Genomic DNA, 14,011 nt, shown 5'->3' with positions numbered 1-14,011 from the left:
GTGGCGGTCCGCGGGCCCGATACCGGATCATGAGGGTGGCCCACGACGGGTGATCCGACGACTCTGAGGAGCGAGTGAGTGAACGACGCGCAGATCAAGCGCCCACGGCTGGCGGGGGAGGACCGTTCCGCGCTCGCCGACCAGCTCAAGAGCCGCTACGACGCGGGGGAGAGCATCCGCATGCTGGCGGCGGCCACCGGGCGGTCCTACGGTTTCGTCCACCGGCTCCTGAGCGAGGCGGGGGTGGAGCTGCGCGGCCGCGGGGGACCCACGCGCAAGGCGTGAGGCGCCGGGCCCCGGCCCCCTCGCCGCCCTGTGTTACTGATGGGTAATATCCGGGGGTGACACCGAACACGACGGAGGAACCCATGGCACAGGCGACGAACGGGCCCGGACCGGCGCCCACCGAGGAGGAGCTCTCCCGGGCCCGGCTCAGGCTGGTGGTGCGGGGGCCGGTCGCCCACGTCACCATCAGCCGCCCCGACCGCCGCAACGCGATGACCGGGCGCACCTGGACCACGCTGGCCCGCATCGGCCGGACCCTGCCCGAAGACGTCCGGATCGTCGTCGTCGACGGGGACGGCGACATCTTCTCCGCCGGGATCGACCTCGGCATGTTCAGCCCCGAGGGCGTCGACGGCGAGCGCTCCATGGTCGCGGGCCTGGCCGACGGCACCGCCTCCGACGCCGAGGTGCGCGACTACATCGCCGGTCTGCAGGAGGGCTTCCTCTGGCTGCGCCGCCCCGACCTGGTCACCGTCGCCGCCGTGCGCGGCCACGCCATCGGGGCGGGCTTCCAGCTCGCCCTGTCCTGCGACCTGCGCATCCTGGCCGACGACGCCCAGCTGTGCATGAAGGAGCCCGCCCTGGGGCTGGTCCCCGACCTCACGGGCACCAAACCCCTGGTCGACATCGTCGGCGTCAACCGCGCGATCGAGATCTGCCTGACCGCCCGCCGCGTGGGCGCCCAGGAGGCGCGCGACCTCGGCCTGGCCGAGCTCGTGGTCCCCGCGGACGAGCTCTCCGCGGCGGTGGACGACGTCGTGGCCGCACTGCTCGCCACCGACCGCGCGGCCGCCACCGCCACCAAGGCCCTGCTCCAGCAGGCCGCGGGCAACACCCTCCGGCAGCAGGCCGAGGCCGAGCGCGCGGCGCAGGCCGCCCGGCTCGCCGCCTTGGCCCGAGCCGCGGCCGACGGAGCGCGTTAGCCCTCGCTCCGCCTCCCGTCCCCCTGCCTTCCGGACCGGGGGCGGAGCCGCGTACCCAGCGGTTGCGCGAGGATGTGGACAGGAGGGGGAGACCCTTGTCACCGGTCGAAAACCCCCACCCGGTCCCCGCTGCGGGACGATCTCTAGTAGTCTTCTACGAGCGGTCGTGACATGCCGCGCGCATCCGAGCGCGCCGAGGCCGCGCAAGACGCGGAGAGCGTGCCGACCCGGTCGGCGCCACTCTTGACCCGAAGAGTCGCTCGTCCCCCCACGCCAGTGAGGATCTCACGAGCTCAGGAGCCCCACACACATGATGGGGCCCGCTTCCGCGTGTGATCAGGCGCGTTTGTGTGATTTCTTCGCTGGGTCGGTCATGGCCGTGTGAAGCCTTCCTCGAAACGCCGCCAAACGATGAGGAAGGTACACGTCACTTGACGACGGACACTGCCGTAACGCCTGCCTTCGACAGCCTGGGACTGCCCCAGGACATCGTCGAGGAACTGGCCAAGAACGGTGTGACCACCCCGTTCCCGATCCAGGCCGCCACCATTCCCGACGCCATCGAGGGCCGCGACGTCCTCGGCTGCGGCCGCACCGGATCGGGCAAGACCCTGGCCTTCGGCCTGCCGGTCCTGATGCGCGCCGCCGAGCGCCGCGCCGCCGCCAACCGGCCCCGGGCCCTGATCCTGGTGCCCACCCGCGAGCTGGCCCACCAGGTCCGCGACGCCCTGCGCACCTACGCCCGCGTCGTGGGCGTTCGCGTGGGCGACGTCGTCGGCGGCAGCTCCTACACCCGCCAGATCAACGAGCTGCGCCGCGGCGTCGAGGTCCTGGTCGCCACCCCGGGCCGTCTGTCCGACCTGATCGACCAGGGCGCCTGCGACCTGGGCGACGTGGAGATCTCGGTGCTGGACGAGGCCGACCAGATGTGCGACATGGGCTTCATGCCGCAGGTCAGCGAGCTGCTGGACCAGGTCCGCCCCGACGGCCAGACCCTGCTGTTCTCGGCCACGCTCGACGGCGACGTCGACAAGCTGGTCCGCAAGTACATGAACGAGCCGCGCACCCACTCCGTGGACCCGCCGGTCTCGCAGGTCACCAAGATGGAGCACCACCTGCTCAAGGTGCTGCCCCGCGACAAGAACACGATCGTCACCCAGATCGCCGCGCGCGAGGGCCGCACGATCCTGTTCGTGCGCAGCAAGTACCGCGCCGACACCATCAGCGAGCAGCTGGCCCAGGCCGGTGTCCCCTGCGCCTCCCTGCACGGCGGCAAGACCCAGAGCGTGCGCACCCGCACCCTGGCCAAGTTCCGTGAGGGCCGCATCCAGGCCCTGGTCGCCACCGACGTCGCCGCCCGCGGCATCCACGTCGACGGCATCGACATGGTCGTCAACGTCGACCTGCCCACCGGCCACAAGGACTACCTGCACCGCGGCGGCCGCACCGCCCGCGCGGGCGCCTCCGGCCTGGTGGTCTCCCTGGTGGCGCCCAACCAGCGCCGCATGGCCCGCCGCCTGCTCAGCGACGCCGGTGTCGAGGCCAAGCAGCACCTGGTCAACCCGGGCGACGAGCTGCTCAGCGAGGTGACCGGAGCCAAGGAGCCCTCCTGGGAGCCGTGGATCGAGCCGCCGGAGCCCGTGCGCGAGCGCCGCGGCCGCGGCGGCCCCCGTCGGGGCGGCCCCCGCGGTGGCGGTGGCGGTTACCGGGGTGGCGGCGGCTACCGCGGCGGTGACCGCCGCGGCGGCGGTGGCGGCTACCGGGGCGACCGTCCCGGCGGCGACCGTCGCGACTTCTCCCCGCGCGGCGAGGGCGGCTACCGCGGCGGCGAGCGCCGCGGGGACGAGGGCCGCGGCGGCTACCGGGGCGACCGTCCCGGCGGCGACCGTCGCGACTTCTCCCCGCGCGGCGAGGGCGGCTACCGCGGCGGTGACCGCCGTGGCGGCGGTGGCGGCTACCGGGGCGGCGGCGACAACCGCGGCGGCTACCGCGGCGACCGTCGCGGACCGCGCCGCGAGGAGCGCTTCGACTCCGCTCCGCAGTACTGATCCCGTCGCCGCTCCCGTACCCGGAGCGGCATCCGGTGCGATGACAGACCCGGGCCCGGCAGGTGGCACCTGCCGGGCCCGGGCCCTTTTACCGGGGTCACCCTCTTCTCTCGGACACTGCCGCCTCCCGCGGGTCGCGGCCCTGCTCCCGCGGGCGGCCGCGACGGCGACCAGGGTGACCGCGGCCATGGCGGCCACGTACAGCGGGATCGGCACGCTGCTGCCGAACGAGGCCAGCAGGGCCGTCGCGATCAGCGGGGCCAGCCCGCCCGCCAAGATCGACGCCAGCCGGTAGCCCACCGACGCTCCCGAGTAGCGGCACGCGGGTGCTGAACAGCTCGGAGAAGAAGGCCGCCTGCGGGCCGTACATGGCCCCGTGCAGGACCAGCCCGACCGTCACGGCCAGGGTCACCGACCAGAAGGTCCCCGCGTCCACGAGCGGGAAGAAGGCGGACACCCACAGCCCCGCTCCCGCGGCCCCCAGCGCGGTCACCGGCCTGCGGCCGATCCGGCCCGACGGGGCTCCCCGGGCGGGGATGGTCACCAGGTGCACCGCCGAGGCGACGAGCCCCGAAGGGGGCTCTCTGTCTCATGTCCGGAACCGTGGGGAGCGCGGACGCGGCTGACCATGGGCGCTCCCACCACAGGCCGGGGCCCGATCATGTGCCCGCGGCGGGTTGTTGACCCGTTACGGTCCTTTACCGCCCCTTCGCGTGTCCGCACGGGCCCCCACCTCCGGTGACGTGGACACTTGCCGAAGACCGGACCGCTTGAAGGGGAGCGCGTGAACAACGCAGTCGTCGCCGTCAACGACTTCTTCTGGAGCTACTTCCTCATCCCGCTCCTGATCGTCCTCGCCGTCTACTTCACGGTGCGCTCGGGGATCGTGCAGTTGCGCCTGCTGCCGGAGATGTTCCGCGTCCTGGGCAGCGCCCCGGGCGTGGCCCCCGACGGCCGACGGGAGATCTCCTCCTTCCAGGCCTTCTCCATCTCGGCCGCCTCGCGGGTGGGGACGGGCAACATCGTCGGCGTGTCCACGGCGATCATCCTGGGCGGCCCGGGCGCGGTGTTCTGGATGTGGACGATGGCCGCGGTGCTGGGCGCCGCGGCGTTCGTGGAGTCCACCTTGGCCCAGCTGTACAAGGTGCGCACCGACACCGGCTTCCGGGGCGGTCCGGCCTACTACATGGAGAAGGGGCTGGGCAGGCGGTGGATGGGCGTGCTGTTCGCGGTGATCATCACCGTGACCTTCAGCCTCGTGTTCAACACGGTGCAGGCCAACAGCATCGCCGCCGCCGTGTCCACCTCCGTGGGGACCCTGGGCGGGACGCCCGGCCTGCTGCTGTCGGCCGTGATCGGGCTGGTGCTCGTGGGCCTGACCGCGCTGGTGATCTTCGGCGGGATCCGGCGCATCGCGCACGCCGCCCAGGCGCTGGTCCCGCTCATGGCCGTCCTGTACATCCTGATCGGCCTGTGGGTGGTCGCCCTCAACATAGGGGAGCTGCCCCGGGTCGTCGGCGACATCTTCGCGTCGGCGTTCGGCGCGCGCGAGTTCGTCGCCGGGGGCGTGGGCACGGCCATCGTCCAGGGCATGCGGCGCGGCATGTTCTCCAACGAGGCGGGTCTGGGATCGGCCCCCAATGCCGGCGCCACCGCCTCGGTCTCCCACCCGGTCAAGCAGGGGCTCGTGCAGACGCTGGGCGTGTACTTCGACACCTGGCTGGTGTGCTCGGTGACGGCCTTCATCGTGCTGGTCAGCGGTCCCGAGTACGGCGACGACCGGGGCATCCAGGTCACGCAGGGGGCGCTGGAGGCCAGCCTGGGCGAGTGGTCGGTCCACGCGCTCACGGTGATCCTCTTCCTGCTGGCCTTCACCTCCGTGCTGGGCAACTACTACTACGGGGAGACCAACCTCCAGTTCCTGGACAGCAGCCCCCAGCACATGACCTACTTCCGCTACGCGGTCCTGGCGGCGGTCTTCCTCGGCTCCGTGGCTCCCCTGACCCTGGTGTGGAGTCTGGCCGACATCTCCATGGGCGTCATGGCCACCGTGAACCTGCTGGCCCTGGCGCCGCTGTCGGGGATCGCCTTCCGGCTGCTGGCCGACTACAGCCGCCAGCTGCGCAACGGCCTGGACCCCCAGTTCACGCTCGCCAAGATGCCCGGCCTGCCCAACGTGGAGTGCTGGGGTCCGGCCTCCGGGCCCCAGCCCGAGGACGTCCCCCGCGACGAGGGCGACGCGCCCCCGGACCCGGGCGCGGTCGCGGAGGAGCACGGCCGCGACGGTGACGAGCCCGGCCCGGCGGAGGCAGAGGCGGAGCCGCACGGCGCGACGGCCGTGGACGAGGCCGGTGACGCCGACCGGTCCGACGGCGACTCGGGGACGACTCACGACGGCGACGAGGGCCCCGAGCAGGGGAACCGGGACTCCGGCACCGAGCGATAACCGGGGTGTGTCGAAGACGGCCCCCTCCCCGGGTCCCCCCTTCCCCGGCTGAACCCGGTGCCCGGTTGTCCACAGGCCGGAGTGGGACGCTGACGGGCGAAAACGATTTTCGGTACGATGCGTGGAGTTCCCACCCGACCACCGCGGAGTACTACCGTGTCCGACCGGACGACGCCAGCCGCCGCACCCGACCCCGCCGCGCCCAACGCCTCCGCCTCGCTCGGCGACACCCTCGCCGGAGGGTGGAGCGACCGCGGCGACGAACTGCCGCCCGAGGACTGGGGGCGCAGGGGCGGTCAGCGCAGGACCGGGACGGTCTGGCTGTTCGCCCTGTTCATCACCGCCATGGCGATGGGGCACGCCTGGGTCACCGACCGGCTGACCAGCGACGCCTTCCTGGCCTGGGCCACCATCTTCACCGCGATCAGCTTCCAGGCGCTGCCCTTCCTGGTCTTCGGCGTCGCGCTGTCGGCGGCGCTCACCGCGTTCGTCCCGACCTCGGTCTACCAGCGCCTCATCCCCTCCAACCCCGCGCGGGCCGTACCCGTGGCCGGGGCCTCCGGCGCCCTGCTCCCCGGGTGCGAGTGCGCCTCGGTCCCCATCGCCGGAAGCCTGATCAAGGGCGGGGTCGCGCCCGCCGCCGCGCTGACCTTCCTGCTGGCCGCGCCCGCCATCAACCCGATCGTCATGATCGCCACCGCGGTGGCCTTCGCCGGACAGCCCGAGATGGTGCTGGCCCGGTTCGTCGCCTCACTGCTGGCCGCCGTGGTCATCGGGTGGATCTGGGTGCGCTTCGGCCGCACCGACTGGCTGCGCCTGCCCTCGCGCACCCACGCCCCCGGCGAGTCCCGGTGGACCGTCTTCCGCGAGTCCATGCTGCACGACATGATGCACGCGGGCGGCTACCTCGTGGTCGGCGGCCTGGCCGCGGCCTCCCTCAACGTCCTGGTCCCGCGCGAGTGGCTGGTCACGGTGGCCGGGCTCCCGGTCGTCTCGGTGCTCGTGCTCGCCCTGCTCGCCATCCTGCTGTCCATCTGCTCCGAGGCCGACGCGTTCGTCGCGGTCAGCCTCACCGAGTTCTCGCCCACCGCCAAGCTCGCGTTCATGGTGATCGGCCCGATGGTCGACCTCAAGCTCATCGCCATGCAGGCGGGCGTGTTCGGCTGGCGCTTCGTCGTGCGCTTCGCACCGATGTGCCTGCTGGTCGGGCTGCTCAGCACCTTCCTGATCGGAGGCCTCGTCCTGTGAACCGCATCGCCCAGGGGCTCACCCTCGTCCTGCTCGGCGCCGCCGCGCTGACCAGCACGGTGGCCACCGACCTCTACCTCAACTGGGTCAAGGCGGGCTTCGGCCCCTTCCTCATCGCCGCGGGCGTGGTCATGGCCGTGCTCGGCGTGCTCATCATCGTGGCCGAACTGCGCGGGGAGAGGACGGCCGCGACCGCCCACGAGGAGCACTCCGACCACTCCGCCGACGACCACGGCCACGACCACTCCCGCGCGCCCAGAGTGGCCTGGCTGCTCCTGCTGCCGGTGGTCGCGGTCTTCGTCGTCGCACCGCCCGCGCTGGGCGCCTACACCGTGGAGTCCACCGCCGCCTCCTCCGCCCCGCCGCCCGAGCAGGCGCGCCCCGGCCGCTTCGACGACGGCCTGGCCGAGGCCGGGCCGGGCGAGGTCGTCGCGATGGACATCCGCCAGTTCGTGATGCGCGCCTGGGTGGACGAGGAGCGCCAGCTGGCGGGGCGCGAGGTCGAGCTGACCGGCTTCGCGGTGCCCGACCCCGAGGGGGAGGGCTGGTTCCTGGCCCGCCTCCAGATGTCCTGCTGCGCCGCCGACGCCATCGTCAACAAGGTGCACGTCTCCAACGAGCCCGCGCCGGAGACCGACAGCTGGTGGACGGTGCGCGGCACCTGGGTCGAACCCGAGGGCGACATCGCCGACGTCAGCCAGCACGAGTTTGAGGTCCTGGAGATGGAGGAGGTCAGCGACCCGCCCTCCCCCTACGAGCAGTAACCGCCGGTCCGTTCGCCGACCGCCGCCACACCGCCGTCGCTTCGACGGATGTCCGGCCTCCTGGGTGACAATGGGTCGGTGCCAGGTTGGGATGACGGGCCCATGAGGGTGTGGGAGCGGATACGTCCCCGGTCGATTCGGGCCCGGGTCACGTTCGGCGCGGTCGCGGCACTGGCCGTGGTCACCGGACTGGGCGTGGCCCTGACCATCTTCCTCGTCCGCGAGGCGATCGTCGAACAGGTCCGCGACCTGGCGGCGGAGGAGGCCCGCGACGTCGCGGACCACATCGTGGTCCAGCGCTACCCGGAGCTGATCCCCGACGGGGAGTCCGTCCTGCGCATCCAGGTCGTCGCGCGCGACTCCGGTGCGGTGCTCGCCTCCAGTGACGCCATGGAGGGCCAGCCGCAGCTGACCTCCGAACGCCCCACCGCCTCCGACCCGCGGGTGGACACCACGGTCTGCGGGCCGGTCGCGGGCATCGACCCCCGGACCTGCCTGCTGGTGTCGGGCTACGCCGTCGACGACACGGCCTACGGCGACGTCGTCGTCCTGGCGGCCGTGGGCACGCCCCAGATCGTGGCCACCCACGTGCTGGAGGACGCGCTGGTGGTGATGTCCTGCGTCCTGCTCGCCTCCACCGGGTTCGTCATCTGGCACGGGGTCGGCCGGGCGCTGCGCCCGGTGGAGGAGATCAGGGCCCAGCTCGACACCCTCTCCGTCAGCGACCTGCACCTCAGGCTCCCGGTGCCCGACAGCGACGACGAGATCGCCCTCCTGGCCCGCACCGCCAACCACAGCCTGGAACGGATGGAGGAGGGGATGGCCCGGCAGCGGCGGTTCGTCTCCGACGCCTCCCACGAGCTGCGCAACCCCATCGCCGGGATGCGGACCAAGCTGGAGGTGGAGCTCTCCGACCCCGAACCCGACACCCGCGCGCGCGAGCGGCTGCTCACCGGCCTGCTCTCGGACACCGAGCGGCTGGAGAACATCGTCGCCGACCTGCTCGAACTCGCCCGCCTGGACGCCGGCACCGCACCCGTCCGGGAACGGTTGGACCTGTCCGCCCTGGTCGCGGAGGAGTTCGCGTTCGAACGCCGTATCCCCGAACTGCGGCTGCACTCCTCCGGTCCGGTCCACGTCGAGGCCAACCGCCTGCGCCTCGTGCGGGTCCTGACGAACCTGATCGCCAACGCCGACCGGCACGCGACGTCCCGCGTCGACGTCATCGTCCGGCGGGAGGGCGGCTTCGCCGTGGTGGAGGTGCACGACGACGGGTCGGGGATTCCGCCCGGGGAGCGGGAGCGGATCTTCGAGCGCTTCGCGCGGTTGAGCGAGTCGCGGGAGCGCGATCCCGGCGGCAGCGGTCTGGGGCTGGCCATCTCCCGCGAGATCGCGCGGGCCCACGGCGGCGGCCTGCTGGCCGCGCACAGCGAGCTGCTCGGCGGGGCGGCGTTCGTCCTCCGCCTCCCCGAGGCCTCCGAGGAACCCGGACACCCCGACCGGCCGGAATAGCGCGGACCGCCCCGTTCGCACCGGACGGCGCCTATGCGCGGTTCCGGGTGAGTCCGGCGCCGGGCGTACGCTGTGGCCATGGGTGAGGACACGCGCGGCTCGCGCGCCGCGGACGTGTCGCGGCTCGCCCTGCTGCTGCTCTGGGTGGCGCTGCTGGTGTCGGCGCTGCTGTGGGGTCCCGACCTGGACGCCCTCCAGACCTGGGTGGAGGAGGCCGGAGCGGCCGCTCCGCTGGCCTACCTGGGCGTGTACCTGCTGGGGGTGTTCGCCTTCCTGCCCCGGCCCGCCCTCAACGCCGCCGCCGGACTGCTCTTCGGTATGTCCCTGGGCCTGGTCCTGGCCGTGGCGGGCGGGGTGTGCGCCGCCCTGGCCCAGTTCTGGGTCGCCCGCCACGTGGCGGGCGACGCGGTGGCCCGGCGGCTGCCCGAAGGGGTCCGCGCCCGGCTGGAGACCCTGGCGGGCGGGCGCGCCCTGCTGGCGGTGCTCCAACTGCGCCTGATCCCGGTCATCCCCTACCAGGCGGTCAACTACGGCTTCGGGCTGACCCGGGTGCGGATGTGGCCCTTCGCGCTGGGCACGCTCCTGGGCGGGGTGCCGAGTACGGCGGCGCTGGTGCTGGTCGGCGTCGGCGGTACGGACCCGGGCCTGCCGGCGGCCGTGTGCGGGGTGGCGCTCGCGGTGGTGATCGGCGCGGTCTGGTGGGTGCGCTCGCGCCGCGGGCGGGCCCGGTCCTGAGGACCGGGCCGCACACGCGCGTTCCCGAGGCGGTCGCGCGTCCGTGTGCCCCCCGGGCCGTCCGCCGTACCCGGACCGGCGGCGCACCGCCGCCGGTCCGCCGGTCTAGCCGCCGGACCCCCCGAAGAGGGCCACCTCGTCGGGTGCGGGCCGGTCCAGCTCGAAGGGCAGGATCTCCCCGCCGCCGCTGTCGGTGACCATGGGCTCCTGGAGGACCTCGGGCTCCTCACCGGAGTGGTGCTGCACCACCATCACCCCGGCGTAACCGCTGTGGTCGTTCTCGGTGGCGTTGAACGGCACCAGGCCGGGCCCCGTCCACTCGTGGGAGTCGAGGGTGGCGAGCAGGCTCTCCCGGGTCAGGTCGGGGCCGGTCTCCATCAGCACCTGGGCGAACAGGACCGCCTGGACCATGCCGTAGACGGTGGTGTCGGTGAAGGGCGTGCCCTCGTTGTACCTCTCGTGGACCTCCAGGAAGAACTCCGTCCACGGGTCCTCGCGCTGGGCGGCCATCGGCAGGAACGCGGTGATGATCAGGTCGTCCAGGAAGGCCTCGAGCGGCACGTTCTCGGCCGCCGTGCCCTGCGCGTACTCCTCGATCAGCCCGGTGGCCACCGCCACGTCGCCGCCGAAGCTGGGCGCCACCCACTGCGGGGTGTAGCCGATCGCGGTGGCCTCCAGGGCGGCCAGGGCCAGGAAGGCGGGGATGCAGTGGCAGACGGCGATCTCGGCGCCGGACCGCTTGAGTTCCTGGACCTGTCCGGCGAGCTCGGGGACGCCGGGGTCGTAGGACTCCCAGGCCACGATCTCCTCGGTGAGGTACTGCTCGATCCCCGCGTGCGAGGAGGGGCCCACGTCGTCGTTCTGGTAGAGCAGGCCGACACTGTCGCCGGGGAAGTTCTCGGCGATGTACTGGCCCTGGATCTTGGCCTCCCGGGTGTAGTCCACCTGGAAGCCGTAGCTGTAGGGGTAGACCTCGGGCTGGTCCCAGGCCAGGGCGCCGGAGGAGACGAACAGGTCGGGGACGCCCGCCTCGTTGAGCTCCTCGATCACGGCCTCGTGGGTGGGGGTGCCCAGGCCGCCGAGCACGGCGAAGATCTCCTGGTCGTCGATGAGGCTGCGGGTGGCCTCCATCGTCTGCGCGGGGTCGAACGCGTCGTCCTGGACCTGGTACTCGATCCGGCGGCCGTGGATGCCGCCGTTGTCGTTGATGTAGTCGAACACGGCGCGGGCGCCGGTGGAGACGTGCCGGAACCCCGGGGAGGCCGCTCCGGTGAGCGGTTGGTGCGTGCCGATGACGACGGCGTCGTCCGTCACCCCGGGCGTGTCGGCCCGGTCGGAGTTGTCCGTGCCGCTGGAGCAGGAGGTGAGGAGAACCGTGACGGCCAGCGTCGAGGAGAGGATGCTCAGTGGTCGCATGATGGTGTCCTGGACTCGGTCGTGCCTTCGCGGAACGGGCGGGGCGGGGCCCGTGGGGGAGAGGTACGTGTCTGTGGAGCGGACGGCGGGGGTATGTCTACTCACGAGTACGTTACTTGCGGGTAAACACTCTACGCGTGCCGCCCCACCTCACAAACCGACCGGTCGTCATGTGACGTGTGTGCAGGTGGGAGGGGGTGGAATGCGGTCGGCTCAGCCCTTGAGCGCCCCCGGCGCGCGCCCGTCGCACCGCTCGCCCGGAGCCCGGCCGAGAGCGGAAGCGGCGCCGTCGGCGTACCCGGCGGCGCCCGGGGCCGGGGGTTCCGGCGTGCGGGACGGGCCGCCCAGGATCTCGCGGGCCAGCCGCGCGATCGTGTCGGAGGCCTGCTGGATCGGACTGTCGCGCCGCCAGACCAGCAGGTGGCGCAGCTGTATGGGCTCGCCCTCCAGGGGGCGTACCACCACGTCCGGTCCGGTGTCGAAGTCCGGCTGGCACGGCGCGACCGCCCGGCGGTCGGCGACGAGGTCGCGGATCTCGGAGCGGTCGTAGAGCCGGTAGGGGACCTCGGGCGTGAACCCGGCCCGCTGGCAGGCCAGGTAGAAGCACTCGGGCCAGCCGGTGCCGTCCGGCGGGGTCAGCGCCCACGGCGACCCGGCGAGGTCGCCCAGCCTGACCAGCGACCGCTTCGCCTGGGGGTGGTCGGCCCACAGCGCCACGTGCAGCGGCTCCACCGAGAGCATCGCCCAGGACAGGGGGCCGTCGGTGGACAGGTCGCGGTCCACGTAGTCGATCGTGGTCCCCAGGTCCAGGCGGCCCGCGCGCACCAGGTCGGTGACCAGCTTGGGGGAGTACTCCGTGCGCACGTGGACGGGCACGTTCGGGAAGACCTCGGGCATGCGGGCCGACAGCTCCAGCGTCAGCGGCCCGACCCCGCCCACACGCAGGGTGGTGGGGGAGGCCCCGCGCGCGGTGATGTCGTGCAGCAGGTCGTCCATGGACAGCAGGACCGAGCGGGCGCGCACCAGCACGAACTCGCCCAGTTCGGTGGGGCGGACCCCCGAACGCCCCCGGTGGAACAGGGGTCCGCCGACCTCGCGCTCGATCCGCTGGAGCTGGGTGGTCAGCGCGGGCTGGGAGGTGGAGAGCGCGGCGGCCGCCTTGGTCACGCTGCCGGTGTCGGCCAGGAGGCAGATGGTGCGCAGGTGGCGGAGTTCGAGGTCCATGCGTGGAATCTAGGACGAGGAGGGGGCTCGTGTACAGACGTGCTGTCGCCGCGGGCGCGGCGGGCCGCCCCGTCTAACGCGACAGCCGCCGGAGCGGTGCGCCGTCCAAGGGATCGCAGCGCCCGGACCCGTCGGCTTGTGGAGCGGGGGTGCCGTGCGTCACCATATAGTTGGACGTCCTACTAGGTGTCCACATGACGGACAGGCGCGGGAGAGGTTCATGACGATCGCACGTACTCTGCACACCCCCGAGGCGGAGCAGCTCCTGGAACTGACCCGGGAGATCGTGGACAAGGAGCTGACCCCGCGAGCCGCCGGGGACGAGGAGGGCGGCCTGTTCCCGCGCGAGGTCTTCCGCGTGCTCGGCGGCGCCGGACTGCTCGGCCTGCCCTACCCCGGCCGCCACGGCGGCGGGGACCAGCCCTACGAGGTCTACCTCCAGGTGGTGGAGGAGCTGGCCCGGGGCTGGCTCGCGGTCGGCCTGGGCGTGAGCGTCCACACCCTGTCCTGCTACCCCCTGGCCGCCTTCGGCTCCGACGCGCAGAAGGACGCCCACCTGCCCGGCATGCTCGGCGGCGACCTCCTGGGCGCCTACTGCCTGTCCGAGGCCGCTTCGGGATCGGACGCCTCCGCCCTGGCCACCCGGGCCGAGGCCGACGGGGAGGGTTACCGCGTCAACGGCGCCAAGGCCTGGATCACCCACGGCGGCCGGGCCGACTACTACACGCTCTTCGCCCGCACCGGGGCCCCCGACTCCGGCGCCCGCGGCATCAGCTGCTTCCACGTCCCCGCCGACACCCCCGGCCTGGGGTCGGCGGCCCCCGAGCGCAAGATGGGCATGAACTCATCGACCACCGCCGGGGTCCTCCTCGACGACGTCCGGCTCGGGGCCGACGCCCTGGTGGGCGAGCGGGACAAGGGCTTCGGCATCGCCCTGTCCGCTCTGGACTCCGGGCGCCTGGGCATCGCCGCCTGCGCGGTCGGCCTCGCCCAGGCCGCCCTCGACGCCGCCGTGGACTACTCCCGCGAACGCCGCCAGTTCGGCACCGCCATCGGCGACTTCCAGGGCGTGGGCTTCATACTCGCCGACATGGCCACCCAGGTCGCCGCCTCCCGCGAGCTCTACCTGTCGGCCGCCCGCCTGCGCGACGCCGGCCTCCCCTTCGGCAAGCAGGCCGCGATGGCCAAGCTCCTGGCCACCGACACCGCCATGAGGGTCACCACCGACGCCGTGCAGGTCTTCGGCGGCTACGGCTACACCCGCGACTTCCCCGTCGAGCGCTACATGCGCGAGGCCAAGGTGCTCCAGATCGTGGAGGGCACCAACCAGGTGCAGCGCATGGTCATCAGCCGCCACCTGGCCCGCGAGGGCGCCTGAGGGGTCCGGGGGCGGCGCGCCCGCGGCCCCGG

Annotated in this window: 11 protein-coding genes; 9 read left to right on the top strand and 2 right to left on the bottom strand. The window is 72.9% G+C overall.

The genetic code is table 11. From position 1 onward, the window contains the following. Positions 1–78 precede the first annotated feature (78 nt). From PV789_RS18740 to PV789_RS18705, 8 genes are all read left to right on the top strand, one after another. On the top strand, positions 79–285 hold the full coding sequence (locus PV789_RS18740; RefSeq protein ID WP_274973860.1) for a helix-turn-helix domain-containing protein: 207 nt from the start codon (positions 79–81) through the stop codon (positions 283–285). An 83-nt stretch (positions 286–368) separates the two neighbouring features. Then, positions 369–1,208: an enoyl-CoA hydratase/isomerase family protein gene (locus PV789_RS18735; protein WP_274973859.1), complete on the top strand. Its 840-nt coding sequence runs from the start codon at positions 369–371 to the stop codon at positions 1,206–1,208. 431 nt (positions 1,209–1,639) lie between these two features. Next, complete coding sequence (locus PV789_RS18730; RefSeq protein WP_274973858.1) at positions 1,640–3,256, top strand: DEAD/DEAH box helicase; 1,617 nt, start codon at positions 1,640–1,642, stop codon at positions 3,254–3,256. A gap of 784 nt (positions 3,257–4,040) precedes the next feature. Continuing rightward, a complete protein-coding gene (locus PV789_RS18725) occupies positions 4,041–5,702 on the top strand; it encodes an amino acid carrier protein (RefSeq protein WP_274973857.1) in 1,662 nt (553 codons plus the stop codon). A gap of 156 nt (positions 5,703–5,858) precedes the next feature. Continuing rightward, the gene (locus PV789_RS18720) at positions 5,859–6,950 is read left to right on the top strand and encodes a permease (protein ID WP_274973856.1); all 1,092 of its coding nucleotides are present in this window, start codon (positions 5,859–5,861) and stop codon (positions 6,948–6,950) included. After that, the gene (locus tag PV789_RS18715) at positions 6,947–7,714 is read left to right on the top strand and encodes a TIGR03943 family putative permease subunit (protein WP_274973855.1); all 768 of its coding nucleotides are present in this window, start codon (positions 6,947–6,949) and stop codon (positions 7,712–7,714) included. Before PV789_RS18720 ends, PV789_RS18715 begins: the two co-directional genes overlap by 4 nt. Positions 7,715–7,816: 102 nt before the next feature. Further along, the gene (locus PV789_RS18710) at positions 7,817–9,226 is read left to right on the top strand and encodes a sensor histidine kinase (protein ID WP_274978175.1); all 1,410 of its coding nucleotides are present in this window, start codon (positions 7,817–7,819) and stop codon (positions 9,224–9,226) included. A 78-nt stretch (positions 9,227–9,304) separates the two neighbouring features. Further along, complete coding sequence (locus tag PV789_RS18705) at positions 9,305–9,961, top strand: TVP38/TMEM64 family protein (protein WP_274973854.1); 657 nt, start codon at positions 9,305–9,307, stop codon at positions 9,959–9,961. Positions 9,962–10,066: 105 nt separating this feature from the next. On the opposite strand, the gene PV789_RS18700 is transcribed toward PV789_RS18705, so the two are convergent. Then, a complete protein-coding gene (locus tag PV789_RS18700) occupies positions 10,067–11,377 on the bottom strand; it encodes an ABC transporter substrate-binding protein (protein ID WP_274973853.1) in 1,311 nt (436 codons plus the stop codon). A gap of 213 nt (positions 11,378–11,590) precedes the next feature. Then, positions 11,591–12,601 (bottom strand): LysR family transcriptional regulator, encoded by a 1,011-nt coding sequence (locus PV789_RS18695; protein ID WP_274973852.1) that lies wholly within the window; start codon positions 12,599–12,601, stop codon positions 11,591–11,593. Between the two features lie 220 nt (positions 12,602–12,821). Here PV789_RS18695 and PV789_RS18690 point away from each other — a divergent pair, with 220 nt between their 5' ends. Then, entirely contained in the window at positions 12,822–13,979 is a 1,158-nt protein-coding gene (locus PV789_RS18690) for an acyl-CoA dehydrogenase family protein (RefSeq protein WP_274973851.1), read from the top strand. Positions 13,980–14,011: the final 32 nt, after the last annotated feature.

The sequence above is a fragment of the Nocardiopsis camelliae genome, assembly GCF_028993595.1.
Lineage (GTDB): Bacteria > Actinomycetota > Actinomycetes > Streptosporangiales > Streptosporangiaceae > Nocardiopsis > Nocardiopsis dassonvillei.
Note: the sequence above shows the minus strand (reverse complement) of the source record. Positions and strands in the feature narration are given on the sequence as shown.